This is a genomic window from Kosmotoga sp. DU53, from assembly GCF_001639905.1.
Lineage (GTDB): Bacteria > Thermotogota > Thermotogae > Petrotogales > Kosmotogaceae > Kosmotoga > Kosmotoga olearia.
Genome location: NZ_JGCK01000073.1, coordinates 61,835 through 86,078 on the forward strand (window position 1 = coordinate 61,835; position 24,244 = coordinate 86,078).

Sequence of the window (24,244 nt, forward strand, 5' to 3'; positions counted from 1 at the left end):
TTTACTCCTTTCGTGCGCAGAAAAAAAGGTGTTCAGCACGACCAAAAAGCTCTTTCCTTCGGGAAAACTCAAGTTCCCATTGTACTATTCTATCAAGATTTCGCGCCAATTTCTCCTCTGAATAAGGTGCAAAAACCACAAGCGCAGCTATATCAATTAATTGCATTGAAGCATTCTTGACTAATTTCTCTATATCTTCTGGAAAGTATGGACGAGTATAGAAGTGCTTTTCACTTACGCTGCTATCACCTATTGGAACCTTTCGTTCTCGTTCAATGAACCGCCGAGCATTGTAAGTCTCTCCCTGGGAGATAAAATCATGTAAAAAGGCATAAGCGTTATCAACAGTCGCTAATAGTTTGCCTCTATTTTTTAGAACCCTTTTGATTTCTTCCAGAACTTTCTCTGGAGATTTGGCATAAGACAAAACATCACCCATAGCAAGAACAAAGTCGAACGTATCAGGTTCAAAAGGAAGAGATTCACCTGAAGCTTTCATAAAGTTTATGTTTATACCGTAAAGTTCTGCTTTTTCTTTTGCTACTTTCAGCATTCTTTCCGCAGGGTCTACAGCTATGATTTCCATTCCTTCAGAAGCTAGTTCAATAGCCCATCTTCCGGTTCCAGTGCCGAGGTCAAGGATTTTTCCGTTTACTTGATGTTCGTTAATGAGTTTCCTGACAATTTCGTGGTATAAGACCCAGTAAGGTTCTTCGTACATATAATCATATCTGCTGGCTACATCATCATAATATTCCCAGGATTCATTCATTTGATCCACCCACAACGCGATTTTTTCCAAGTTTTTTGGCTAAATAACAACGCTGGTCAGCACAGAATAAAAGATCTGCGGCATTATTAATGTCTGGCGCCGGGTAGGAGGCCACACCAAAGCTGGCAGTGACATTTTTCAGTGATTCCTTGTTTGCCTCAATAAGTTCCTTAAGCCTTTCTGCTACTCTGACAGCATCCCGGTGTTTCGCGTATGGAAGAAGGATTATAAATTCTTCACCACCATATCTACCCACTATGTCCATCTCTCTTGCGCCTTTTAAAAGTATTTTAGCGATTTTCTTCAGAATTTCGTCTCCAACGATGTGGCCATGCGAATCGTTGACTACTTTGAAGTTATCCAGGTCACACATTATGACTGAGAATTCTTCGCCGAAACGCCTTGAACGAGCAAATTCCTCTTCAAGGCGTGATTCGAAGTACCACCTGGTGTAAAGACCTGTGAGAGCATCTTTCGTTGCCATCGTATATCTCATATAGTTACGGAAGACAAGTGTAAGCAAAGGCTCCAGGTATCCCATCAGCCTATTGAACTTTTCGATCTCTTTCATAGATGCTTTGTTGTAGGGATTGTATATTTCAATCCTGGCATTAGCCTCGAAATCTATATCGAATTCGTACGATACATAAAATGGATACTGCGAATATCTCGATTCCATAGGTGGTATTTTATCACTTCCAATTTCCTTCGTCATGTTTTCCAGCCAATCAAACTTTGTTCTGACGGATGTAATCGGAAAGTGATTCTGTATGAATTCCGAAAAGACGTTCATTATCTCTTCAAGACTATTACATTCTCCAAAAGCGGCCATCAAACTTATAAAGCTGTTGAGTGTCCAGAGAACCTCGTGATAATTTTCTTGATTGATAGGTATCTGAGATTTCTTGTTGGTATCGGAAAATAGTTTTTCTAGAACCAAGACAGAATCAATAAAGACGTCCTCATGCAGATGTTTATTTTTTATTTCCCGTGCTTTTGTATTTATTCCTTGAAGTGTGAAATAAATAGAGGCTTTCTTAAAATACTGCTTAGCGAGGAAAAGTTTTCCTATTCTTTTTGAAGCAATAGCTAGTGCGTAGTATATTTGAGCTAAAGATACATGTGAAACAAGCTTAGAAACTATTCGTATTCTTTCTTTGCATTCTTTGACAAAATCTTCGTAATTCTCTTTGTCCACAAAAAAAGCGGTTGTTTGAAGTGTCTCCTCAATGTAGAGCTTCATTTCTTTTATTTTGCTTCTGAAAACATCATAACCCCGTTTTTCGTCTTCTAACAAAGCCTGAGTGATCTACCAAAAAAAGTAATTCATTGTGATTCAAATGTTTTTTCATTTTTCTCAGGCTTTCAATTTCTTTTTCTATATTTTGAAAATCTCCCCATATAACCTTTATGAGAAATTCGAACAACATGGTCCTACTTAGCAGGCTGCTATACATTGGTTCGGAAAAGGTTTTCAGATCCTCCAACACTTCAATTTTCAGCTTTTCGAAGCCATCATAATCATCGTTATAAACAGCTACAAGCATTTTTAAGTGTTTATATCTTACAAGAATTTCCGGATTTTCTATTTTTTTGGTAATTTCGGTTAGTTCGGAAAGTATCTCTTGAAACTCTTTTTGTTTTCCATAGAAGAAGTAGCTTTGTGCCAGATTTATTCCTATGAATGCTGAAGTAAAAAGATCTTCGTTGTTCTTTGCAAGTTTCATTGCTTTCTCCTGTATCTCCTGTGCAAAGTTCGGGGCTATGGCATCGTAATAAATGCTGAGGTTGTTGTAAAGCCTTGGGAGCAAAAATTTCAGTTCGAATTTCTCAGCTATTTCTATGGCTTTGTGGAGATATTCTTTGAGCTTTTTAGAGTTTCGATTAGAAATGAAATAGGTTGCTACTATATTGTAAGCTGAAGCTTTTACTCTGGCTATTCCATGAGTGTTTGGAGAAAGGGAATCGGCGAAATCGGATAGTTTTTTCAAATTTTCTTCATCCGATGATATTTCGCATTCGGATTCGAGGATAAAATACTTCAAAACCATACGTTCATAATCGCTCAGATGTTTGCTGCTTTGCAATTTTTGCTTAATTATGTTTTTGATTTTGTCAGGTGGATAGTTTTTTTGAAGCACCCTTATGAAATCAAATGGGTTGACGTGGTAACTTCCATCAATCCACTTTAGAATCGTTTCTTGATTCAACGGAGAAGGTTTTTCAGTTCTGTCCTGTAGATAAAGTTCAATACTGTCCAATGCCCATAGCTTTCTTTTTGAAAGCTTTTTTATGATATTTTTTCTTAGCAGAAGACGTTGGTAGTTTGTACCACGGTGTATGTCTTCCCTCGATTTCCACAACAAAAAGAATATAAATTTATCGCTACTCAAACCGCTTTCTTTATAATGGAAGAGAATCCCCTCTTCTAATTCCCGCAATAATGCAAGTTGCAAATGCGTATCCTGGTTTACGTTTAACGAGTTGTAGATTTTTTTCCAAAAAGAGCGATCTTTGAAAGAGTACAATCCGTCATGGGTTTCTAAAATTCCTTCACGCAACATAATAGATAGGCCTCTGGTGGCTTCATTTGAATTCATGCCCAAGACCTTGCAAGATGAGAGCAGTTCGTTTTTTGTGAATTTTTTTCCTAGTGGAGATACTTTCTTTGAAAACACGATCCCTTCATTCATAGCAACGCCCCTTTACTAGTTACGTTGCATAACAATCTACTCGAATTTGATTCTGCCAGTTCTTGATAAATTAATTTTACCATTAAATTATCTTTTCAAGAAATCTTTCATGATCGATGATTCACGCTATTTGTGTTCTTTTGCAGTCGTGATGGTGGTTTCTAATCAAACACATCAGAAAAAGGAATATTTATTCATGATAGAATATTATAGCATAATTTCAGACATTTATTTTAAAGAATTGTGAGAAAACCCAATTGGAGGTGCGCATGACAATGGATGTAAACGATGTAAAATGGGATCTCAGTAAGCTTTATAAGGGCCCAGAAGCTGCTGAACTGGCTGAGGATATCGAGTATGTAAAAAAACATTCACAAAGGATTTCCAGAAAATTTGAGGGAAGGATTAATGAACTTTCAACCGAAGAATTCGCTGAGCTTTTTACTGATGTTGAGAAAATTTACGAAATCACCGGAAAAATGATGATGTACGCTTATCTTTTTCTTTCCGAGGATACCTCTAACCCCGAAGCGAACAAGCTTTTCTCCAAGATTCAGGATGTTGCTTCAGAAGTTGAGAACAACCTTGTTTCTCTGAAACTCGAATTAGCCAGGATGCCAAATGAACTCTTCGAAAAACAGTTCAAAATGCCTCAATTGAAAGATTATGCCCATTTTGTTCAAAAGCAGCGTGAAGCAAGAAAGTACTTTCTGTCGGAAGCTGAAGAAAAGCTGATAAACATCAAGAACCTTACTGGTAGAGAAGCTTTTGTGAAGCTCTATACCGAGTTTACAAGTTCCTTTAGATATGAAATAGAAATAGACGGCGAGAAAAAGCTTTTTACCCGTAGCGAAGTGGATACTTTGAAAAGGCATCCTGACCCGGAGATAAGAAAGAAAGCCTTCGAGGTTCTCCTTACCAAATTAAAGGAAAACGAGATAGTTCTTACCAATATATATAACTCCATAGTTAAAGACTGGGTCGTGGAATCAAAGAAGAGGAAATACCCTTCTCCCATAAGTCCACGAAACGTTGGAAATGAAATTTCAGATGAAGTAGTCAAATCTCTCATTGAGGTTACAACAGAAAACAATAAGCTTGTACATGCATATTATCGCCTTAAAGCAAAGATAATGAAGAAGGATAAACTGAAGCACAGTGATATTTATGCCCCCCTTGAAACCACCGAGAAGAACTACACCTGGAAGGAAGCAAAGGATCTAGTTTTGAAGGTGATGGGAGAATTTGATCCGAAAGTCGAGGAGATCATAAGGGAATTCTTCGAAGGTGAATACATACACGCTCCTGTCCTTCCTAACAAACGTTCCGGTGCCTTTTGTTATTACGTAGGTCCAAACGTTCATCCGTATGTGATGGTGAATTTTACAGGAAAACAAGACGATGTGTTGACTCTTGCCCACGAGTTAGGGCATGGATTGCATGGAGTTCTCTCTCAAACACAAAATCTTCTCAATTATCATACACCGTTGACTATGGCAGAGGTAGCATCTGTTTTCTCTGAAATGTTGATGATTGACTATATCCTCAATAATATGACAAACAAGGATGAGAAAATAGCTTTTATCGCTTCACAGCTAGAAGGGATGTTTGCCACGATGAATCGTCAGAACATGTTCACCAGATTTGAGCTTAAAGCCCACGAAAAAATAGAAAAGCAGTACCAAACATTTGATGAACTCTCCAGCATTTATTTCGAAGAACTCAAAAATATGTTCGGCGATTCCATCGATTATTTTGATTTCAGCGGTTACGAGTGGGCGGGAATTCCACATATGTTCCACACTCCGTTCTATTGTTATGCGTATGATTTCGCTCAACTTATGGTCGTGGCGCTTTATGAAAAATATCTTGAGGAAGGAGAACCCTTCAAGAAAAAATATCTAGAACTTCTTTCCAGTGGAGGTTCTGATAAACCCGAGAGGTTGCTTGAAAAAGTAGGAGTTGATCTTTCCGATCCAGCGTTCTGGCAGAAAGGATTTGATTTTATCAACCGTCGTTTCTTAAAAGAGCTTCAAGATCTAGTATCCTAATGGTGGGCATAATGCCCACCATTTTTTATAAGATCCTGAGTTTGTGTTTTTATAGTGACCTATATTACTTTGGGTCTGCTAACAATATTTCGGGACTAATAGTTGCGGGGGAAGTTAGTTAATAATTTCACAAATAACTGGAAAGGGGAACTTTACGAAGATATCGGACAATTTCGCGGCAATTTGGTATAATTTTGAGGGTTGGTGATTTTTATGGCTGAAGTTCTTTATAGAAAATACAGACCGAAAAAGTTCGAAGAAATAGTTGGTCAGGATCAAGTAAAGATTGTACTAAAAAAAGCGATTGAGAATCAGAGTATCGCTCATGCTTATATCTTTTTTGGTCCGAGGGGTACAGGGAAAACAACCACTGCGAGAATCCTTGCGAAGGCTCTCAACTGTCTTTCACATGACGATAAACCTTGTGGAAAATGTGAATCCTGCATTGCTGTAGACAATAATTCCCACATGGACGTTATCGAGATCGATGCGGCTTCGTATAGAGGTATCGATGAAATTCGAAAGATCAGGGACGCAGCGTCTTATAGACCCACCATGGGACATTACAAAGTTTACATCGTGGATGAATTTCACATGCTTACAAGGGAAGCTTTCAATGCCCTGCTCAAGACTCTGGAAGAACCGCCAGAACACATTGTGTTTATCTTGGCTACGACAAATCTTGAGAAGGTTCCCGAAACGATTCTTTCAAGGTGTCAGGTGTTTACTTTCAAACCTCTTTCAGAGGGTCAGATAGTAGAATATCTTCAGAGGATCCTGAAAGAAGAAAAGAAAACATATACTGTTGAAGCGCTCAAAATCATCGCGAAAGCGGCAAAAGGTGGTATGCGAGACGCTGTTAATCTTTTGGAACGTGCTCTTGTGTTTGGCGAGAAGATAGAAGAAGATAATGTTAAAAACATTCTGGGAATTCTACCTGAAGAATATCTCAAAAGTTATCTTGTCGCAATTCTTAATGGAGATAGTGATGAAATCATTGCGTTGTCTGAGAATATTGAGCGTCTTGGATATTCTCATGACTCGGTAATTCGGCAATCTATCGAGCTTACAAAAGATATGATTAGCAGGCGCGAACTTGAATTTGAACGCGGTGTGAAACTCATAGAAAAGCTATGGGAAGTAAATAGAGAAATGAGATATTCAGAAAACAAAAAACTCACTTTTGAGGTTCTTAGTTTAACCACCCTGGCCGCTATGAATGTCCCCTCAGTTTCTGTTGAACCCGCTAAAGCAGTGAATGCGGTTGTAAAAGAAGAGGTTAAGAAAAGTAATGAAGAAAAAGAGGTGGAGCCCATTACGACTGACATAGATGTTTCGAAGAAATCTGAAAAAGTCGATAGTAAATTCAAAGAATTTTTTGAAACTATCTATGAAGAAGGACATGTGCTGATCTGGGTTCTCTTGAACCTTGCCACAATTAAAGAGGAAGATGATGTCTTTGCTTTATCTTTTGCTCTCAACGATCTTTTTGCCCGGGAACTGGCAAAAGAACATATTGAAACGATTTCCGAATTGATGAAGATGCGACTGGGAAAACCAGCGAAGATAAACGACAATGATATTGTAGAATCGAGTGACATATTGAAAAAACTGAATCCAGATGAAAAGGCGTACGTGAAAAGAATTCTGACACTCTTTGAGGGTCTTGATGCAAAGGATGTAAAAATTGAAATAGAGGAGGAGGGTAATGGCTAAGAAATTCAGAGGACTTGGCGGAAGAAATTTTGGTGGTTCCTCAAAAAAGGCTGGAAACATCTCTGAACTCTTAAAGCAAGCTCAAAAAGCTCAGGAAGAGATGCAAAAACTGGAGGAAAGTTTTAAAACAATGGAGGTTACAGCATCTGTCGGTGGTGGGGCTGTTCTTGTCACAGCAACATGCGATTATCGTATAAAATCTATAGAAATCGATGAAGACCTCAAAGATGAAGATTTTGAGGTGCTCCAGGATCTGATCATTGCGGGTGTTAACGAAGCTCTTGAAGAAGTGGGAAAGAAAAGAGAAGAAGAATCAGGAAAAATAAGTTCTATGCTGAATTTACCGGATAAAATGCTCTAACAAGCTTATTTTAGGAGGTGCTAAAGATGAAAGTCGCGATTAACGGTTTTGGAAGAATTGGGAGATTGGTGTTCAGAGAGATGGTAAAGCGCGGAAACTTTGATGTTGTAGCAATCAACGACCTTACAGACGCAAAGACACTGGCACACCTGCTCAAATACGATAGTGTTCACGGCAAATTTGATGGAACAGTGGAAGCAAAAGATTCAGCGATAGTAGTCAATGGAAAAGAGATCAAGATCTTTGCTGAAAAGAATCCCGGTAATCTTCCCTGGAAGGATCTTGGAGTTGACATTGTTATTGAATCAACGGGTGTCTTTAGAAACAAAGAAAAGGCCATGCCACATATCGAAGCCGGTGCCAAAAAAGTCATTATAACAGCTCCCGCTAAGGGCGAAGTTGATGCTACAGTGGTTCTTGGTGTCAACGACGAAGTTCTGAAGCCTGAACATCAGGTGATCTCGAATGCCTCCTGTACAACGAATTCCATTGCACCGGTTATAAAGGTTCTTCATGAAAAATTCAAGGTTTTGAGTGGATTCCTCACAACGGTTCATGCATATACGAACGATCAGAGAATTCTTGATCTTCCGCATAAGGATCTCAGAAGAGCAAGAGCTGCCGCTGCAAACACAATTCCAACAACAACTGGCGCTGCCAAAGCCGTTGGAGTAGTTATTCCCGAACTCAAGGGGAAACTCGATGGTATGGCTATCAGGGTTCCTGTTCCTGATGGTTCAATAACTGACCTTACGGTTGTTGTTGAGAAAGAAACAACTGTTGATGAAGTTAACGCCGTTATGAAAGAAGCAAGTGAAACCTATCTGAAGGGTATCCTTGGATATAACGAAGAACCTATTGTGAGTGGTGATATTGTTGGAACTTCATTCTCTGGAATCTTCGACGCAACACTTACAATGGTCAAAGGAAATCTGGTAAAAATCGCATCCTGGTACGATAACGAATACGGTTACAGCTGCAGAGTTGTTGATCTGGTCGAAAAGCTCGAGGCAATGCTTTGAGCTTAAATATAAACCGGGGCCCCTGAATGCTGGGGCCCTTTTTGACAGATTTACGTTAAGGGAGGGATAGAAATGCTGAAGAAACTTACAGTAAAGGATGTGGATCTGAAGGATAAAAAGGTACTGTTGCGGGTTGACTTCAATGTTCCTATAGATAAAGAAACCGGTGAAGTTGCCGATGATACACGCATAAAGGCCGCATTGCCAACAATAAAATATGTTCTTGAAAATGGTGGAAAAGCCATTCTCGTATCTCACCTTGGACGCCCAAAAGGCAAGAAGGATCCAAAATATAGTTTAAAACCGGTGGCTAAGAGATTGGAACAACTCCTTGGAAGAACCGTTAGCTTTGTAGATGACTGCATCGGTGAAGGTGCAAAGAAGGTTATAGAGGCTATGAAAGAAGGGGAAGTTGTCTTACTAGAAAATGTTCGTTTCTACCCCGAAGAAAAGAAAAATGATCCGGAATTCGCAAAAAAATTGGCTTCTCTTGCCGATATTCATGTGAACGACGCTTTCGGTACCGCTCATAGGGCGCATGCTTCAAACGTTGGTGTTGCACAATACTTGACAAGTGTTGCTGGTTTTTTAATGGAAAAGGAAATCGCGATGCTTGGCAAAGCCGTTGCCAATCCGGAACACCCTTATGTGGTTATACTTGGAGGAGCGAAGGTTTCAGATAAGATAGGTGTTATCACCAACCTGTTGAAGAAGGCTGACAGAATATTGATCGGTGGTGCCATGATGTTCACATTCCTGAAGGCACTTGGAAAACAGGTTGGCGATTCACTTGTTGAGGAAGATAAGCTCGAACTGGCCAAGGAGATTATGGAAGAAGCTAGCAAACGTGGTGTAGAGTTCGTTTTACCGATTGATACTGTCATAGCGAAGGAAATCGAAGCCGGTGCTGAGAGCAAAGTTGTGAGAATTGATGATGGTATTCCCGAAGGTTGGAAAGGCCTGGACATAGGCCCTGAGACGATAGAACTCTTTAAGAGTAAACTCAAAGGTGCAAAAACGGTTGTGTGGAATGGGCCCATGGGTGTCTTTGAAATTGATGATTTTGCCAAAGGAACGGAAGAGATCGCAAAAGCTCTCGCAGAGCTGGAAGACGCAACAACCATCGTTGGCGGAGGCGATAGCGCGGCTGCGATAAATAAATTCAATCTTGCAGATAAGGTCAGCCATGTTTCTACCGGTGGTGGAGCTTCCCTGGAAATGCTGGAAGGTAAGGAACTTCCTGGCATAGCCAGTATTGCAGACGCTGATGAAAAAAAAAACGACGGGTGATGGTTGCTGGTAACTGGAAGATGAACAAATCCCCCACGGAAGCTAAACTTTTTGCCGGTTTGCTAGCTTCAAAGATTGGAAAAGAAACGGTTGTGGATATTGTCGTTTTCCCACCGGCAATAGATATACCCTTTGTTGTTGATGTACTAAAAGACACCAATATTGGCGTGGGAGTTCAGAATGTTCACCCGAAAGAAAAGGGAGCTTTCACAGGAGAGACCTCGTTGCTGATGGTTAAAGATCTCAATGTAGAATATGTTCTTGTTGGTCATTCTGAGCGCAGACATATATTTGGAGAAAGTGATGAGTTCATCAATGAAAAGGTAAAAGCGGTATTATCCGCGGGTTTGAGGCCTGTTTTTTGTGTTGGTGAAACATTGGAAGAACGTGAAAAGGGACTTACTAAAAATGTACTTGAACGTCAGGTAAGGCTTGGACTTTTTGGTTTAGAGAAAGAGGATGTTGTTAATACAGTAATAGCATATGAACCAGTATGGGCAATTGGAACAGGTGTTGTGGCCACCCCGGAACAGGCGGAAGAAGCAATGGCTTTCATAAGATCGCTGCTCGGGGAGCTTTACGGTATGGAAACTGCTGAAAATGTACGAATACTTTATGGCGGTAGTATAAAACCCGAGAATTTTGATGCACTTATACGCCTTAAGAACGTGGATGGAGGGCTCGTGGGCGGCGCGAGTCTCAAAGAAAGTTTTATAGAATTAGTTGAAATCGCGAAGCGTTACGTATAGGAAAAATGGATTTTCTTTTGAAGCCGTCCTCAGTGGACGGCTTTTCTGTCTGTAGATGATGAAAATGCTATAATTCTTCACAGGGGGTGAAAAGTATGAGCTTACATGAAGAACTTGAACTTGTAATTGACAAAATGGTTGAGGAATTCAACAAACTGAAAAAGGAGAACGAGCAGCTCTGGAGTCAGCTGGAGGCCCTTGAGAAAGAGAAAGACGAGCTGGAAAGCAAGGTTCGTGAGCTTGAACTAAAAATCCGGACGGATAATGAAGTCATCGGTTCGCTGGTAGAAAGAATTCGTAAGAACCTTTCCGGACAGAATTTTTCACAACAGGAGGAAAAAACTGAATGAAAAGACCTGTTGTTTTAAAGCTGGGTGAGAAAGAGTTTCAGTTTTTAACAACTGAACCACCCGAAATCGTTGATAAAGTGTTTGAAGAAATTCAACAGGAATATGCTTTGCTGGAAAAAGAAGTTGAAAAAGCTGGCTTTGAAAGAATTCTTGTGGCGCTTCTGGTAAATGTCACCAACGATCTTGTGAAAACACAGAATGAATTACGCAGGCTAAAGGAAAAATACGATAGCGTTCTCGATGAATATTACAAAGGACGTGGAAGAGTTGATAGGAAAGGTTGATATTGGAATCTTCGATTCGGGTATTGGGGGCATCACGGTTCTGCGAGAATTAATGAAATCCGTGCCAACCGGCGTAAGATTTCATTATTTTGGCGATACTGCGAGAGTGCCGTACGGCTCCAAACCACCTTCCGAGATAAAAAAGTATGTGCACCAGGTTTTTGATTTCTTTCGAAGCCTTTCGGTTGAGGCAATAGTGACGGCCTGCAATACCTCTGACTCTATTCTCTCAAAAGAGGAGAAAAAGAGTCTCGAGGTACCTTTTTTAGTATCATAGATCCTGTGACTGAAGCATTGAAGAATGATCTTCCTATCAATTCTTCGGTGGCAATTATCGGTACGCGAAATACAATCAAACGTTCCCTTTACCTGAAGAAATTAATAGGAAGCGATAACATATGTCGAATATCCCAGAAGGCGTGTCCCCTCTTTGTTCCACTTGTAGAGGAAGGGGTATGGGAAGGAACGCTTGCAGAGACAATCGTCAGGTATTATCTGAGAGGAATCAAGAGGTTCGCACCGGATTACCTGATACTCGGTTGCACCCACTATCCCTTCCTTTTGAAGCCCATAAAAACCTATCTGGGAGAGGATGTTAAGGTTGTTGATCCAGCTGAATACGTTGCCAGAGAGTTTAAAGCATGGATTGAAAATCAGCAAAACGATGTTGATTCTACCGTGGTGTTTTATGTTACAGGTGAGGTTGTGTCTTTCACTGAATCTTTGAAAATGATGGGATTTGATAACGCAAAGATAGACAGCGTGAAACATGTAGATATTTCCTCGCTTGAAGAAGCTCTGTGGCAGACGAGGTGAATTTAATGATAACAAGAAATCTGATAATCATCACCGGTATGTCCGGAGCCGGAAAGTCTTCTGCGCTTAGTTTTCTCGAAGATCTTGGCTTGTTTTGCGTTGACAACGTTCCACAAACGGTATTTATGGAACTTGTAGAGATGCTCAGAGATTCTAAGATAGATAGCCTTGCTATTGTGATGGATGTCCGTTCCATTTCAAAGTTTGGTCAGATCGGAAAATTGATAGATAAATTGCGAAACATGAAGGATATAAACACAAAACTCATATTTCTTGATGCTGATGACGATGTTCTGGTCTATAGGTATCGCAAGACCAGGCGTGCACACCCTCTTCAAAAACAATATCCCCTAGAAGAGGCGATAAAAGTAGAAAGGGGAATGCTTTCGGAATTAATGAAATTGTCTGATGTTGTGATAAATACCTCCAACATGGAAATACAGGAGATGAGGAACCGTATCCTCCAGGTATTGGAGAAAATTAACAGTGAACTTCCTCCGATACGGGTGATTGTTGAAAGTTTCAGCTTTGGTGCAGGTATTCCACTTGATGCGAATCTTGTTTTTGACGTGAGATTTCTACCCAACCCGTATTATATTAAAGAGCTATCAGGATTAACAGGGTTGGATAAAGAAATAGAGGAGTTTATCGAGTCTTTCGAAAGTTTTTCAAAGTACTTCGAGAATTTGCTTGGCGTTTGTAAAATTACCATAGAACAATTTCTGAGAACCGGTCGTAATCAGTTGAAGATAGCCGTAGGCTGTACTGGTGGAAGGCATAGATCTGTATATGTCGCGCAGAAACTCTATCAGGCTTTGAAAGAAGATAAAAAACTAAAATTGAAACTTAACCACAGGGAGCTTCTGATATGAAACGCATAGTTGTTATAGGTGGCGGAACAGGGATCAGTACCGTCGGCAGGGCACTGAAATCGCTGCCCTTTAATTTGACATTTATCGTTACAATAACCGATGATGGTGGTAGCTCCGGGTTACTGAGAAGAGATTTATCAATTCCACCACCCGGAGATATAAGAAACAATCTGATAGCACTGGCAGATGATGAAGAACTTTTAACAAAGATTTTTTCTTTCAGGTTTCGGTCTCCTGAACTGAAAAACCATTCACTGGGGAATCTAATAATTGCGGGATTAACAGAATTGCTTGGAAGTTTTCCCGAAGCCGTTGCTGCAGCATCGCGTTTGTTAAAGATCAATGGTACCGTATTGCCTGTGGCCGATGGTCTGGTACATCTAATTGGAAGGCTTGCAAATGGGGAACACGTTGTTGGAGAAACAGAAGTATCCAGACATGGAAAAGAGATAATAGAACTTATGCTGGATCCAGAGATTGAAGCATTGCCTCAAGTTCTGGAGGCAATAGGAGCAGCGGATGCTATCTTTATCGGCCCGGGAAGTCTTTTGACGAGCATAGTTCCAAATTTTCTGGTAAAAGGAGTTAAAAAGGTCCTGCAGAGTTCCAATGCTCCAAAGGTTTTTATAGCTAATCTCGTTACCCAGCCTGGTGAAACGGACGGTTTTTCATTGAGAAAACATGTGGAAATTGTTGAGAAGTATTCAGGAATAAAACTGGATAAGATATACTGGACTGACGTTAGTAAATTTACCGGAAAAACCCTAAAAAGGTACATCGAGAAAGGGTATTTCCCTGTGATCAATGATATGAAAGAAGACCCTCGTACCGTAGAATTACCTGGGGTTGAGGAAAGATTGATTGTTGATAACAGACGCAAGAAGGTTCTAAGACACTCGCAGAAGGATATCTTGTTTATAGCGAGGGATTTAAAACTTCTGGAGGAATGTCAAGAATGAGTTTCTCTGAGAATGTTAAAGAAGAATTGTATCATCTTCCTTTGGAAGATAGTGCCGAAGCTAAAGCTGAGTTCTTCGGCTTCGTAAAATCAAGAGGAGCACTCAGGATACGTTCAAACAACACCTTTCTGGTCATACCTTTGGGATCGATATCGAGTCTGAAACGCCTTTATCTGTTGAGCAAGTTTCTTGACCTTTCTCTTTTTGAAACGCAGGTAAAGGAAACCCTGAGATTCAAACATGTTCGTGGCGGAGAAATAATCTATCGTTTTTCGGATGTAGAAAAGCTCTTAAAGATGGCAAAAATATCGATTACCGGTGATTCTCTACCACCTCTGGTTAAAAAGGATCCCGTGTATTTTGGAGCCTTTGTCAGGGGATTGTTTCTAGCTGGCGGCTCCATTGTAGATCCCTCTAAGGGGTATCATCTCGAAGTAATACTCGATACAACGAGAGAGTTTGTCGAAAGATTGAAAGCGCACCTATGGAGCGCTTTCAACATAAAGTCCGGGATAGTTACCGTGAGAAATCATTTCAAGCTCTACCTAAAAAGCTCTAGAGACATCATCGAGCTTTTATCTCTTATGGGGGCTTTCCGTGTTGTCGCTGTTTTACAGAAAGCTGTGGAGGTTCGCCAGATACGAAGTGATGTTAGCAGGACACTGAACTTTCTCACTGCAAACGCGAATAAATCCGGTCAGGCGATGGCCAGGCAGGTAAAAGCTATTCGGCTTATAGAAGAAAAGATTGGATTGGATAGATTGCCCGAAGACCTGAGAAAAATTGCAGAACTCAGGTTAGAGTATGAGGATTTGAGTTTGCGCGAACTTGGCGAACTTATGGATCCTCCCATGAGTAAGTCGGCTGTTTATAATAGGTTCAAAAAGATAATCAAAATCGCGGAGTCACTGGGGGGATTAGATGAAATGCCCGTTTTGTAACAGCGAAGAAACGAGAGTAATCGATACACGACTCACAGATGACGGTCATGTTGTTCGTAGACGAAGAGAGTGTGAGCATTGTGGAGGACGATTCACAACTTACGAACGTTTTGAACAAAAACCGATTTTTGTGGTAAAAAAAGGTGGTCAACGCGAAAGATTTGATAGAAATAAGGTTTTGAATGGTATTTTGAAAGCCTGTGAAAAGAGACCTGTTTCCATAGAAGAAATAGAGAACATGTCAAGCGAGATCGAGCAGGAGGTCTTGCGATCCGGCAAGGCTGAAATCAGCTCGAAGGAAATAGGTGAGATGGTTATGGAAAAATTGAAAAGAAAAGATCGTGTGGCGTACGTCAGGTTTGCATCAGTTTACAAAGAATTCAGAGATTTGGACCATTTCATGGATATAATAAGGGAGCTAAAGGACGAACTGAAGAAGCGCGACAGGAGGGATTAAGGTGTCTAAAAAGAATGTGATTTACCTTACGAAAGAAGGTTATGAAAACCTGAAAAATGAATTGAATACGCTGAGAAAGAAGTTGATGTACGAGGTTGCAGAAAGAATAAAAGAAGCAAGAGAATTGGGAGATCTCAGCGAGAATAGTGAATATGATGAAGCAAAAAACGAGCAAGGAAAGATAGACAGCAGAATCAAAGAACTGGAATACATCCTTGACAATGCCGAAATTATAGAGGATGATGGGGATAATAGTGTTGTAAAACTCGGCGCGAAGGTCAGGCTGAGAAATTTAAAAACAAACGAAGAGATTGAGATAAGAATTGTCAACTCACAGGAAGCCGATATATTCGAGAACAAAATCAGTGCTGACTCACCAATAGGTAAGGCTGTTTTAGAAAGAAGCGTCGATGATGAAGTTGTTGTAAGAACACCTTCTGGAATTATTAAGTACAAGATAATAACCATCAGCAGGTAGTGGGAGGTTGGCAAATGAACGAACAAATAAGACAACATAAACTCAATGAGATAGAGGAACTTCGTTCCATGGGGATAGAACCGTATCCTCATCATTTCGAAAAGACCCATAGTACCAGTGATATCCGCAAAGAATATGATATGCTTCAGCCATCGGAAACCAAAGAAGATACAACCATTTCAGTTGCAGGAAGAGTGATGGCTCTCAGGCATCATGGTAAATCATCGTTCTTTGTCTTGAAGGATAGCGATGGAAGAATACAAGCATATATCAGAAAAGATTCCGTTGGCGACGAAGCATTCAAACTTTTCAAGAAATATGTCAGTATCGGAGATTTTGTTGGTGTAAAAGGGTTCCCGTTTAAAACCCACACAGGTGAACTGTCTATTTTTGTTAAGGATTTCAAGCTCCTGTCCAAAGCTATAAGAACGATGCCTGAAAAATGGCATGGAATAAAGGACAAGGAAATAATTTATAGGCAGAGATACGTGGAAATGATTGCCAGCGATGACGCCATTAAAAGATTCAAGATCAGATTCGAGCTCCTCAGACGTGTTAGAGAGTTTCTTAATGCAAGGGGTTTTATAGAAGTAGAAACGCCGATCCTTCATTCTGTCACCGGTGGAGCTTCCGCAAGACCATTTGTGACCCATATCAACGTTTTTGATTCGGATATGTACCTGAGAATCGCTGAGGAGCTATATCTCAAAAGATATCTAGTGGGCGGATTTGAGAAGATATATGAAATTGGAAAGAATTTCAGGAACGAGGGAATGTCTTATAAACATCATCCGGAGTTTGTCATGATGGAACTATATCAGGCTTATGCCGACTACAACGATATTATGGACCTTACCGAGGATCTTATAAGCACCGTCGTAGAGCAGCTCACAGGTTCCACGAAGATCGTTTATCAGGGTAAGGAAATAGATTTTGCCAAACCATGGCCGCGTATCAAGATGGCTGATTTCATCAAAGAAAAGCTCGGAGTTGATATACTTGAAGATTCCGATGAAAGGTTAATTGAGGTTCTTGAGAAACATAACAGTGTTCCTGAGATCAAAGAAAGAGGCCATCTCATAGAAAAGTTATGGGATCTTGTTGAGGATGATATTGTACAACCTACCTTTGTTGTTGAACATCCTGTCATCATTTCTCCACTTGCGAAGGTCCACAGAGAAGATCCGAGGGTAACAGAAAGGTTTGAATTAATTATAAATGGCATGGAATGTGCGAACGCCTTTAGTGAACTCAATGACCCAATCGAACAGTACAGGAGATTCCTCCATCAGGCTGGATTAAGAGAAGCCGGTGATGCCGAAGCACAAATGATGGATCGTGATTTCATACGCGCTTTGGAATATGGCATGCCCCCAACTGGAGGTCTTGGGATTGGTTGGGACAGGATTCTCATGTTCGTTACCGATTCTCCCACCATACGCGATGTGATTCCCTTCCCGCTGGTAAGGCCGTTGAGTTTTGAAGAAGAGGAGAAAATTGTTACCGATGCAGAGGAAGAGGAAAGCTGAGGAGGGATTTTATGACTCTGTATGAGAGGATACAGGCTGAACTAAAGCAGGCTATGAAAGACAAGGATTCCGTGAAGATGAATACCTTGAGAGCTGTGGTAGCCGCTGCAAAAAATTACCTTGTGTCTTCCGAGAAGGCACGTGAAAAAGGCATAACCGATGAGGTCCTTTTGGATCTCATAATGAAAGAAGCGAAGAAAAGAGAAGAATCAATAGAAGCTTACAGGAAGGCAAAACGTGACGACCTTGCCGCACAGGAGGAAGCGGAACTTAAGATCTTAAAGGCATTTTTGCCAGAGATGATGAATGAAGAAGAGATAAGGGAACTCGCCCTAAAAACAATCGATTCTGTTGGTGCAAAAGGTCCATCGGACCTTGGGAAGATAATGAGAGAGATTATGCCAAAAGTCAAAGGAAGGGCCAACGGGAAAACAGTCAACAGAATCGTCAGGGAGCTTCTGGAAAGCAAGTAATATGAAGGTAGATATATTGACAGCAGAAATCGGGAGCACCACAACGGTGCTCTCGGCGTTTATTTCCGACGGCTCTGGAAAGTTGAAGTTTTTGGGTCAGGGCGAGTTTTATACAACGGTCAATGAAGGAGACGTAACAATAGGAATCGAAAAAGCGATTGATGTTTTGAAGCACCGGCTTAACGAAAGCAAACTTGATTACGAATTGCTGCTGGCTACGAGCAGTGCTGCTGGCGGTTTGAAAATGACGGTGCACGGGCTGGTTTATGATATGACCGTTAAGGCTGCAAAGGAAGCTGCTCTTGGTGCTGGGGCAGTTATCAAATACGTTACTGCCGGAAAGATGACAGAGCATGATCTTGAAAAAGTTCTGGAGATTGATCCGCGTTTGATCCTACTTGCTGGAGGAGTCGATTACGGAGAAAGGGAAACTGTTCTGCACAACGCGGAGATGCTCGCAAAACTCCCGCTGAATGTTCCGATTATTTATGCCGGCAATATTACAGCCGCTGAGGAAGCCCAAAGGGTTCTTGAAGCATCGGGAAAGGAAGTTTTGGTAACAGAAAATGTTTATCCACGAATTGACCAGTTGAACGTTGAACCAACCAGGAAAATTATCAGGGATGTCTTTGCGAAACATATAGTAAAAGGTCCTGGAATGGACAAAATCTATTCTATTGTTGGTAGAAATGTTATCCCGACGCCGGCGGCGGTAATGCTCACAACCGAATTGCTGGCTGAGGAGTACGAAGATGTCCTTGTGGTAGATATAGGCGGTGCAACAACGGATGTTGATTCCTATACCAGTGGAGATCCTGAGATCCAGAAGATTCTTATAGCTCCTGAACCTCTTGCCAAGCGTACGGTTGAAGGGGATCTAGGGGTTTTTGTTAATGCGAAGAATGTGATTGATTACATAGGAAAAGACGCGTTGATGACAGAATTCAACGATTTTGAAGAGATAATCAGGGAGATATCGCCATATCCGAAGAATTCAAGAACGGAAACGTTCATTTCTCGTCTGGCAAAATACTGTTTTGAAACCTCAATCCGGCGTCATGCGGGAAGGATCAGGCAGTTGTATGGTCCCCTCGGCCGTGTTGAAGTGGCCGAAGGAAAAGATTTAACGGCAATAAAACTTTTGGTTGGTACCGGAGGGGTGCTGACACGGTCTAAATACCGCTGGGAAGTAATGAAAACAGTTTCCACACTTTCGAGACGCTATAATAGAGAACTGCTACCGCGACCCGAGGTGCGTGTTGCCAGTGATAAACACTATATTTTTGCGGCTTTGGGGGTCATCTCAACAGTTGATAGGACGGTGGCCAGGGAGCTATTGAAAGAGGATATAGAGTTTCATGATTGTTAAATCTTACAGAAAACAAATAAAGGGAGCATTTGCTCCCTTTATTGCTTTTATGGAGCGGGCGACGGGACTCGAACCCGCGACCCTCAGCTTGGGAAGCTGATGCTCTACCAACTGAGCTACACCCGCACACAAAGAGATTTTAGCACCCGGGATATCACATTGTCAAGGTGAAAATAGCTCTCTTACTCTATTTTCAGGGATTGTATAATGAACAACCAATGTATTCTTCGAGAGTTTTAAGAGTTCTTCTAGTTCCAATCTTATGTCGTTGTTAAGTTCTTCGACGTTTAGCATAGTTACTTTTCCCTTTAGTATTATAGGTTCTATTGAAAGATAGATGTCTGTAACGAGTTTGTTTTTCAAAAAAAGCGTATATATCTCTCTTCCTCCACCTATGACTATATGTTTGAAACCAAGTCTTCCAATCTTGCTGATCAGGATTTCAGGTTCATCGTTGGTAAATAAAAGATTTTCAGTTGAATGAAATTTCTCGGGAGTTCTTGTGAGAATGACATTCAATCTTTTCGGCAGAGGTTTACCAATAGTTTCGAAGGTTCGTCTTCCGAAAATCACGACTCCAGCGGATGTAGTAATTTTCTTGAAGAACTTCCTGTCATCCGGGGATGACCAATCTACATCGTAATCGGAATCTCTTGAAATAAGACCATTGACTGAATTAACAGCGACAATACTGATTTTCATTCTTTCTCCTCCGCCACTATATGACGAACTATGGCTTCCGAACGCGGGAAAATAACGTCCATCTCTTCTTCGAGAAGAAGTTTTATCGATCCGTTTAGTTTTGTTTTTTCGAATTTTATGAAATCAGATGGATTAATTTTATGCGTTTTATCTTCAAAAAGTACACTGATTGGATTACTGCGGGCGTTGAGTATTTCTACAAACTCTCCGTCGTTTGAAATGACAATGGAAAGGTGCTCAGTTTTTGATCCGGGTACAGGTAAGGTAAAGGTGAGCTCCATAGGAAATTTTGTAGAGATAATCTCTAGAAAATCTTTTGTGTAGTTTCGAAGAATGCCAATGTACTCATTCCATTGATCATCTCTAAAAACCTCATAGACTATCTTTTTTCCAATGAGTTTCTCCAGAAGTGGGTCATAGGAATTTCCAATGTAATCAACAAAGCTTTCTCCCATCTTTTTGACGTATTTTTGATTGCTGGATAACACTGAACTTTTCGGTGCGACCCTTCCAAGAAAAACACTGAAGGTTTCTAAAACAGCATCTCTTACTGCGGCAAAGAAATTCCTGATCCCTCGTCTTATTCTCACAAGAAGACCGGATTTAAAAACAAGGCTCTTCAGTTCCCTTGCTTTTTTCTCAGTTTCGTCCAGATCCGAAATGGGTCTGAAAACACCAAAAAGAGTTGCATATTCCGGTTTGTAAAGAATAAAAGCCTTTTCTTTGTGCATTGGGTTTTCATGGGGGCGTGGGTAGTTCAATATTATCCCTGTACTTTCGAGCTCCATCTTTCCCCAGATGGTTTTTCCATTTTTCAACAGAACAATGATGGGAAATTTGTTAAAATCTTTTAGGCACCGGTCTTTTATTTTGGATTTCACATACCCGGCTATGAATGTTGATGTGAAAATGATTATAATCGTTATAGCAAGAGTATTCATCGCATCACCTCGAGAGAATTGTACCAGACTTTGAAAAACCCGGAAACAGTGAAGGTGTCAAAAATGATGATGATAATTGTTAAAAGATATGTGATACGTGGCTTATGATTTGTGAATCCCGAATCCTGATTTCGAGTGAGTAAGAAAAAATTTTTTGGGGAGGATTTATGAAAGAAAAAAACGTTATCATAATAATTACTGTATTTACCATCCTGTTAGTACTTACTGCTTGTAATAATAAAGTTTCTTCTATTCCAGAGATACTGAATGTTATTATCGAAGGTTCCAATGTGAGCTTGGAGCTAAAACAGGTTGAGAAATCGGAGTTTCTCCTTTCTGTCGACACTCTTCCTGAAAGTCTATCCGATGGTATTAGATTTTCGGGCTCCATGGTTACCGTAAAAGTTACGGAACCTGGCACACACACGCTTTATCTTTATGTCGTTAAAAGAGGAAAATTAATTGGGACCCCAAAAACACTGGTTGTCGAAACATATGAAAATCGACTTTTGCCACCAGAATTTAACTATTCGCTTCTGTACGGGAAATTAAGAGTGCAGCTTAGTTCCAGGCAGTTGGGGATTGAAAGTTATGTGGTTGAACTCAATGGGGTAACCTATGAAAGTAAATACGGTACTTTCGAATTCACTCCGGTCAAAGGGGACAAATTGGAACTGGGGTTTTATGTGCAACGTACCAATGGTGAGAAATCGGATAAGAAGAGAGTTTTACTTGACTTGAGTGAAGATACACCGCCCACTGTCAGAATAAAACTGCCGTCACCATACACAGGTGATCGAATTCCAATGGTTGTTTTTGACGATTGGGATGATTCGGAAGACATAAAAGTTGAAAGTAATGCCGATGGTCTTCCGCTTCTTTTTGATGGTAAATATCTGATACCATTGTTTACTCTGCCAGCGGGGGACCATATTTTGAATATAAAAGTGACGGATAATGGCAAAAATGTTTCGACAACAAAATTCGAGATCCATGTTGTCAAGAAATTTTCGACCAGGGTTCCGACACTTTACATTGAAGAAGGGGGAGCTTTCAGAAAGGCCAGCTGGCAAAGTGATGTCAAAGAACTGGAATTGGAACATTTTTCTCAGGGACTCTGGAGGGTTCTTACGAGATTGAAAGGTGAACAAAGGTTCATGAAGATAAAAAAGGAATGGATAAGTGATGGTGGAGATTTGTATCGAATTACAGCGTTAGCAACGGATGCTCGTTATCTTCCGTCAATTCCCGTGTTTGCAAAAAAAGAAAGTGTGAGAAGATTGACCAGCGAAAATATTCTTTCGCTGTACGGGGATGATGTGCTTTTCAGTGCTGGCAACACATATCGTTTTCTTGGAAACGTTGCAGTCTGGGAAGGAAAACTCCTGAGGGTGGAGCCATCAGTTACGTGTACTTTCAGCCGTGGCGGAAAACTTCTCGTTAAGGGAACAATGGAAGTCGATGGCAGGAAAGGAAGGATTTCTTTTACCTCCCATACAGCGTTCAGCGAGATAAAGGTAGAAAGAGGTGGTATATTTATTGCACGTGGTGTTGATTTCAAGAATGTTTCAATAGATGCCAGGGATGCTGCAATAATCGTTCTGGATGATTGCAATATTCAGGGGAACGTGAAGATTTCAGCCTCAAGCGTGCAGATATATAATTCTACTTTACGCGGCGAGATATCATTTGACTCAATTCAAGAGTTTTATCTTCTGTCTTCTCAGCTCCAAACCGATTCTCTCAATTTTTCGAATATCAAAAAGAGTACAGTGGTTAACAGTACACTTGAAGCCTCCGAAGTAACTGTGCAAGATTCTATCGTGCAATTTTTCGATGCGATGTTTAAAACACAAACTATGTGGATTAGAAGTCTAAGCTCGGTAAATCTCTCATTCGGGAATTTGTCGGTGAGTAACATCCACGTGAGCAATGCGTCGAAACTTTATCTGGAAGGAGTAGAAGTTTCAGACAATGAAGTGCCAGCAGTTGTAGAGTCTTTCTCAAGAATAATAGTGGTTAACAGTGAATGTTGTGCTTTAGAAACATCTGTTGATGATACTTCGGAGATTGTTATTTATAATAGTGGTGATAGAAGTGTTCAGAGAATTCGATGACAGTGTTTTCGAAGGGCTTTCCTTTGATTATTCTTCGAAGGATGCACGTATCAATCATGCAACGGTTTTGCTTGCGTGGTATTGCGTTCTGCCGAAAGCTACAAAGAGAGTACTGGAGCTTGGTACTGGTTCCGGGGCTATTTCCATATACCTGGCTAGAAAGTATGATGTTGAGATTACAGCAATAGATGTTGATGAAGAATTAATAGAGATAGCGCACAAAAACGCAAGAGTGAATAATGTAATGGATAAAGTAGAATTTCTGCAACTATCCTCTGCCATGGCTGTAGAAAAGTTCCCTGCTGGAAGTTTCGATGTTGTGGTTTCTAATCCTCCTCATTTTGCCCATGAAGGTATTGAAAGCCCTTCTCAGCGCAGAAATTCATCCAGGCGGCTTACAATTGAAGGGATAAAGGAGTTTGCTCAAGCAACTGGTAGACTTCTGAAGAGTAGAGGGGCGTTCTTTTTCATTCTTCATCCTAGAGACCTTACCAGGTGGCTAAGTGCATTCGAAATGAACAACCTTGGTGTTCACCGTTTGAGATTTGTGTTTGGCACAGCCAACAAACAATCACAGCTTGTTCTGGTCAAAGGAAGAAAGAATTCAACTTCCGAGGTGGTGGTAGAACCACCAATTATTTTGAGAAAAGGGAGGAGCTAGTAGTGTTTATTTCCTTTGAAGGTATAGATGGTTCCGGCAAATCAACCCAGGTAGCCCTCTTTCGTGAATACCTCGAAAGGAATTCGATGGAGTATGTTTTCATAAGAGAGCCCGGAGGTACGCAGGCAGGAGAGGATATAAGAGAGATTCTTTTGCACAACGAGTATAAACTTTTCCCGGAAACAGAGCTGCTGCTCTTCATGGCTTCACGTGCACAGATTGTTCGCGAGGTTATAATTCCTGCATTGAAAAAGAAAAAATTGGTCCTCGCAGATCGGTTTCTCGACTCTTCCGTTGCATATCAGGGTTATGGAAGAGGATTGTCTATTCAGATGGTTACAACATTGAATGAATTCAGTACCGGAGGGGTGACGCCACATTTAACATTGTTTATAGATGTGCCAGTCGATGTAGCTGTAAAACGCATGCGAAGAGAAAAGAAACATGATAAAATAGAAATGGAAAGTTTAGATTTCTTCAAAAGGGTAAGACAGGGCTATCTAGAACTGGCAAAACGGGATCCGAAAAGGATTCTAGTAATAGATGGAACGATGAGTGTAGAAAAGATACACGAACAGGTAGTGAAGGAATTTCTTCTTTGCCTCAAAAAGCTGGGGCACGGTCTGTAACCGGAGGTGATA

26 protein-coding genes and 1 tRNA gene are annotated in these 24,244 nt (G+C 40.7%); 21 read left to right on the top strand and 6 right to left on the bottom strand.

All coding sequences use genetic code 11. The features are described 5' to 3' along the window. Position 1: 1 nt before the first annotated feature. Genes DU53_RS10515 through DU53_RS10525 form a run of 3 tightly spaced genes read right to left on the bottom strand, consistent with a single transcriptional unit; the run spans position 2 to position 3,465 of the window. Positions 2-772, bottom strand: coding sequence for a class I SAM-dependent methyltransferase (locus DU53_RS10515; RefSeq protein ID WP_063728594.1), 771 nt, complete (start codon positions 770-772; stop codon positions 2-4). After that, positions 765-2,069, bottom strand: a complete 1,305-nt coding sequence (locus DU53_RS10520; protein WP_063728596.1) for a GGDEF domain-containing protein — start codon at positions 2,067-2,069, stop codon at positions 765-767. The genes DU53_RS10515 and DU53_RS10520 overlap by 8 nt, the downstream gene beginning before the upstream one ends. Continuing rightward, positions 2,041-3,465, bottom strand: coding sequence for a hypothetical protein (locus DU53_RS10525; protein WP_063728598.1), 1,425 nt, complete (start codon positions 3,463-3,465; stop codon positions 2,041-2,043). Before DU53_RS10525 ends, DU53_RS10520 begins: the two co-directional genes overlap by 29 nt. A gap of 269 nt (positions 3,466-3,734) precedes the next feature. Here DU53_RS10525 and DU53_RS10530 point away from each other — a divergent pair, with 269 nt between their 5' ends. The 18 genes from DU53_RS10530 (at position 3,735) to DU53_RS10610 (ending at position 19,182) form a co-directional block, all read left to right on the top strand. Then, a complete protein-coding gene (locus tag DU53_RS10530) occupies positions 3,735-5,516 on the top strand; it encodes a M3 family oligoendopeptidase (RefSeq protein ID WP_082853925.1) in 1,782 nt (593 codons plus the stop codon). A gap of 213 nt (positions 5,517-5,729) precedes the next feature. Then, positions 5,730-7,232, top strand: coding sequence for a DNA polymerase III subunit gamma/tau (gene dnaX / locus DU53_RS10535; RefSeq protein WP_041288743.1), 1,503 nt, complete (start codon positions 5,730-5,732; stop codon positions 7,230-7,232). Continuing rightward, a complete protein-coding gene (locus DU53_RS10540) occupies positions 7,225-7,593 on the top strand; it encodes a YbaB/EbfC family nucleoid-associated protein (protein WP_015869340.1) in 369 nt (122 codons plus the stop codon). The genes dnaX and DU53_RS10540 overlap by 8 nt, the downstream gene beginning before the upstream one ends. A 26-nt stretch (positions 7,594-7,619) precedes the next feature. Next, complete coding sequence (gene gap / locus DU53_RS10545) at positions 7,620-8,615, top strand: type I glyceraldehyde-3-phosphate dehydrogenase (RefSeq protein ID WP_015869341.1); 996 nt, start codon at positions 7,620-7,622, stop codon at positions 8,613-8,615. Positions 8,616-8,690: 75 nt separating this feature from the next. Continuing rightward, positions 8,691-9,905 carry a phosphoglycerate kinase gene (pgk, locus tag DU53_RS10550; RefSeq protein ID WP_063728702.1) on the top strand — a complete coding sequence of 405 codons (1,215 nt, stop codon included), beginning with the start codon at positions 8,691-8,693 and terminating at the stop codon, positions 9,903-9,905. Positions 9,906-9,925: 20 nt separating this feature from the next. Continuing rightward, positions 9,926-10,654 (top strand): triose-phosphate isomerase, encoded by a 729-nt coding sequence (gene tpiA, locus DU53_RS10555; protein WP_063728704.1) that lies wholly within the window; start codon positions 9,926-9,928, stop codon positions 10,652-10,654. Between the two features lie 95 nt (positions 10,655-10,749). After that, on the top strand, positions 10,750-11,004 hold the full coding sequence (locus tag DU53_RS10560; protein ID WP_063728603.1) for a hypothetical protein: 255 nt from the start codon (positions 10,750-10,752) through the stop codon (positions 11,002-11,004). Further along, positions 11,001-11,288: a cell division protein ZapA gene (zapA, locus tag DU53_RS10565; RefSeq protein WP_015869345.1), complete on the top strand. Its 288-nt coding sequence runs from the start codon at positions 11,001-11,003 to the stop codon at positions 11,286-11,288. The genes DU53_RS10560 and zapA overlap by 4 nt, the downstream gene beginning before the upstream one ends. Beyond that, positions 11,245-11,565: a glutamate racemase gene (locus DU53_RS13050; RefSeq protein ID WP_235599821.1), complete on the top strand. Its 321-nt coding sequence runs from the start codon at positions 11,245-11,247 to the stop codon at positions 11,563-11,565. Before zapA ends, DU53_RS13050 begins: the two co-directional genes overlap by 44 nt. 5 nt (positions 11,566-11,570) lie before the next feature. Next, entirely contained in the window at positions 11,571-12,104 is a 534-nt protein-coding gene (locus DU53_RS13055; protein WP_235599822.1) for a glutamate racemase, read from the top strand. A gap of 5 nt (positions 12,105-12,109) precedes the next feature. Next, a complete protein-coding gene (gene rapZ / locus DU53_RS10575) occupies positions 12,110-12,976 on the top strand; it encodes an RNase adapter RapZ (RefSeq protein WP_082853926.1) in 867 nt (288 codons plus the stop codon). After that, positions 12,973-13,935 carry a gluconeogenesis factor YvcK family protein gene (gene yvcK / locus DU53_RS10580; protein ID WP_063728605.1) on the top strand — a complete coding sequence of 321 codons (963 nt, stop codon included), beginning with the start codon at positions 12,973-12,975 and terminating at the stop codon, positions 13,933-13,935. Before rapZ ends, yvcK begins: the two co-directional genes overlap by 4 nt. Beyond that, complete coding sequence (gene whiA / locus DU53_RS10585) at positions 13,932-14,876, top strand: DNA-binding protein WhiA (protein WP_015869349.1); 945 nt, start codon at positions 13,932-13,934, stop codon at positions 14,874-14,876. Before yvcK ends, whiA begins: the two co-directional genes overlap by 4 nt. After that, positions 14,857-15,333, top strand: a complete 477-nt coding sequence (gene nrdR, locus DU53_RS10590; protein ID WP_015869350.1) for a transcriptional regulator NrdR — start codon at positions 14,857-14,859, stop codon at positions 15,331-15,333. Before whiA ends, nrdR begins: the two co-directional genes overlap by 20 nt. Before the next feature lies 1 nt (position 15,334). Further along, positions 15,335-15,811: a transcription elongation factor GreA gene (greA, locus tag DU53_RS10595; RefSeq protein WP_015869351.1), complete on the top strand. Its 477-nt coding sequence runs from the start codon at positions 15,335-15,337 to the stop codon at positions 15,809-15,811. A gap of 14 nt (positions 15,812-15,825) precedes the next feature. Continuing rightward, complete coding sequence (gene lysS / locus DU53_RS10600; RefSeq protein ID WP_063728606.1) at positions 15,826-17,340, top strand: lysine--tRNA ligase; 1,515 nt, start codon at positions 15,826-15,828, stop codon at positions 17,338-17,340. An 11-nt stretch (positions 17,341-17,351) separates the two neighbouring features. Beyond that, positions 17,352-17,813, top strand: a complete 462-nt coding sequence (locus tag DU53_RS10605) for a GatB/YqeY domain-containing protein (protein WP_015869353.1) — start codon at positions 17,352-17,354, stop codon at positions 17,811-17,813. Between the two features lies 1 nt (position 17,814). Beyond that, positions 17,815-19,182 (top strand): GlmL-related ornithine degradation protein, encoded by a 1,368-nt coding sequence (locus tag DU53_RS10610; RefSeq protein WP_063728609.1) that lies wholly within the window; start codon positions 17,815-17,817, stop codon positions 19,180-19,182. A gap of 50 nt (positions 19,183-19,232) precedes the next feature. On the opposite strand, the gene DU53_RS10615 is transcribed toward DU53_RS10610, so the two are convergent. The 3 genes from DU53_RS10615 to DU53_RS10625 all read right to left on the bottom strand — a co-directional run bounded on the left by DU53_RS10615 (position 19,233) and on the right by DU53_RS10625 (position 20,825). After that, positions 19,233-19,308 (bottom strand) — tRNA-Gly (locus tag DU53_RS10615). Between the two features lie 36 nt (positions 19,309-19,344). After that, a complete protein-coding gene (locus tag DU53_RS10620) occupies positions 19,345-19,884 on the bottom strand; it encodes a dihydrofolate reductase family protein (protein WP_015869355.1) in 540 nt (179 codons plus the stop codon). After that, positions 19,881-20,825, bottom strand: coding sequence for a hypothetical protein (locus DU53_RS10625; RefSeq protein WP_015869356.1), 945 nt, complete (start codon positions 20,823-20,825; stop codon positions 19,881-19,883). Before DU53_RS10625 ends, DU53_RS10620 begins: the two co-directional genes overlap by 4 nt. 167 nt (positions 20,826-20,992) lie before the next feature. On the opposite strand from DU53_RS10625, the gene DU53_RS10630 reads away from it, so the two are divergent. From DU53_RS10630 to tmk, 3 genes are read left to right on the top strand one after another with little or no spacing between them, the layout of a single operon-like run. Then, positions 20,993-22,942, top strand: a complete 1,950-nt coding sequence (locus DU53_RS10630) for a hypothetical protein (RefSeq protein WP_063728611.1) — start codon at positions 20,993-20,995, stop codon at positions 22,940-22,942. Continuing rightward, entirely contained in the window at positions 22,914-23,603 is a 690-nt protein-coding gene (locus DU53_RS10635) for a tRNA1(Val) (adenine(37)-N6)-methyltransferase (protein WP_063728612.1), read from the top strand. Before DU53_RS10630 ends, DU53_RS10635 begins: the two co-directional genes overlap by 29 nt. A gap of 2 nt (positions 23,604-23,605) precedes the next feature. Beyond that, complete coding sequence (gene tmk, locus DU53_RS10640; protein ID WP_063728614.1) at positions 23,606-24,232, top strand: dTMP kinase; 627 nt, start codon at positions 23,606-23,608, stop codon at positions 24,230-24,232. The last annotated feature ends 12 nt before the right edge of the window (positions 24,233-24,244 follow it).

What these genes read in the sequence shown, in the direction of transcription:
- DU53_RS10515 (WP_063728594.1), bottom strand. Translation starts at nt 772, where the DNA reads ATGAATGAATCCTGGGAATATTATGATGATGTAGCCAGCAGATATGAT.
- DU53_RS10525 (WP_063728598.1), bottom strand. Translation starts at nt 3,465, where the DNA reads ATGAATGAAGGGATCGTGTTTTCAAAGAAAGTATCTCCACTAGGAAAA.
- DU53_RS10530 (WP_082853925.1), top strand. Translation starts at nt 3,735, where the DNA reads ATGACAATGGATGTAAACGATGTAAAATGGGATCTCAGTAAGCTTTAT.
- dnaX (WP_041288743.1), top strand. Translation starts at nt 5,730, where the DNA reads ATGGCTGAAGTTCTTTATAGAAAATACAGACCGAAAAAGTTCGAAGAA.
- DU53_RS10540 (WP_015869340.1), top strand. Translation starts at nt 7,225, where the DNA reads ATGGCTAAGAAATTCAGAGGACTTGGCGGAAGAAATTTTGGTGGTTCC.
- gap (WP_015869341.1), top strand. Translation starts at nt 7,620, where the DNA reads ATGAAAGTCGCGATTAACGGTTTTGGAAGAATTGGGAGATTGGTGTTC.
- tpiA (WP_063728704.1), top strand. Translation starts at nt 9,926, where the DNA reads ATGAACAAATCCCCCACGGAAGCTAAACTTTTTGCCGGTTTGCTAGCT.
- DU53_RS10560 (WP_063728603.1), top strand. Translation starts at nt 10,750, where the DNA reads ATGAGCTTACATGAAGAACTTGAACTTGTAATTGACAAAATGGTTGAG.
- zapA (WP_015869345.1), top strand. Translation starts at nt 11,001, where the DNA reads ATGAAAAGACCTGTTGTTTTAAAGCTGGGTGAGAAAGAGTTTCAGTTT.
- DU53_RS13050 (WP_235599821.1), top strand. Translation starts at nt 11,245, where the DNA reads ATGAATATTACAAAGGACGTGGAAGAGTTGATAGGAAAGGTTGATATT.
- rapZ (WP_082853926.1), top strand. Translation starts at nt 12,110, where the DNA reads ATGATAACAAGAAATCTGATAATCATCACCGGTATGTCCGGAGCCGGA.
- yvcK (WP_063728605.1), top strand. Translation starts at nt 12,973, where the DNA reads ATGAAACGCATAGTTGTTATAGGTGGCGGAACAGGGATCAGTACCGTC.
- whiA (WP_015869349.1), top strand. Translation starts at nt 13,932, where the DNA reads ATGAGTTTCTCTGAGAATGTTAAAGAAGAATTGTATCATCTTCCTTTG.
- nrdR (WP_015869350.1), top strand. Translation starts at nt 14,857, where the DNA reads ATGAAATGCCCGTTTTGTAACAGCGAAGAAACGAGAGTAATCGATACA.
- lysS (WP_063728606.1), top strand. Translation starts at nt 15,826, where the DNA reads ATGAACGAACAAATAAGACAACATAAACTCAATGAGATAGAGGAACTT.
- DU53_RS10605 (WP_015869353.1), top strand. Translation starts at nt 17,352, where the DNA reads ATGACTCTGTATGAGAGGATACAGGCTGAACTAAAGCAGGCTATGAAA.
- DU53_RS10610 (WP_063728609.1), top strand. Translation starts at nt 17,815, where the DNA reads ATGAAGGTAGATATATTGACAGCAGAAATCGGGAGCACCACAACGGTG.
- DU53_RS10620 (WP_015869355.1), bottom strand. Translation starts at nt 19,884, where the DNA reads ATGAAAATCAGTATTGTCGCTGTTAATTCAGTCAATGGTCTTATTTCA.
- DU53_RS10625 (WP_015869356.1), bottom strand. Translation starts at nt 20,825, where the DNA reads ATGAATACTCTTGCTATAACGATTATAATCATTTTCACATCAACATTC.
- DU53_RS10630 (WP_063728611.1), top strand. Translation starts at nt 20,993, where the DNA reads ATGAAAGAAAAAAACGTTATCATAATAATTACTGTATTTACCATCCTG.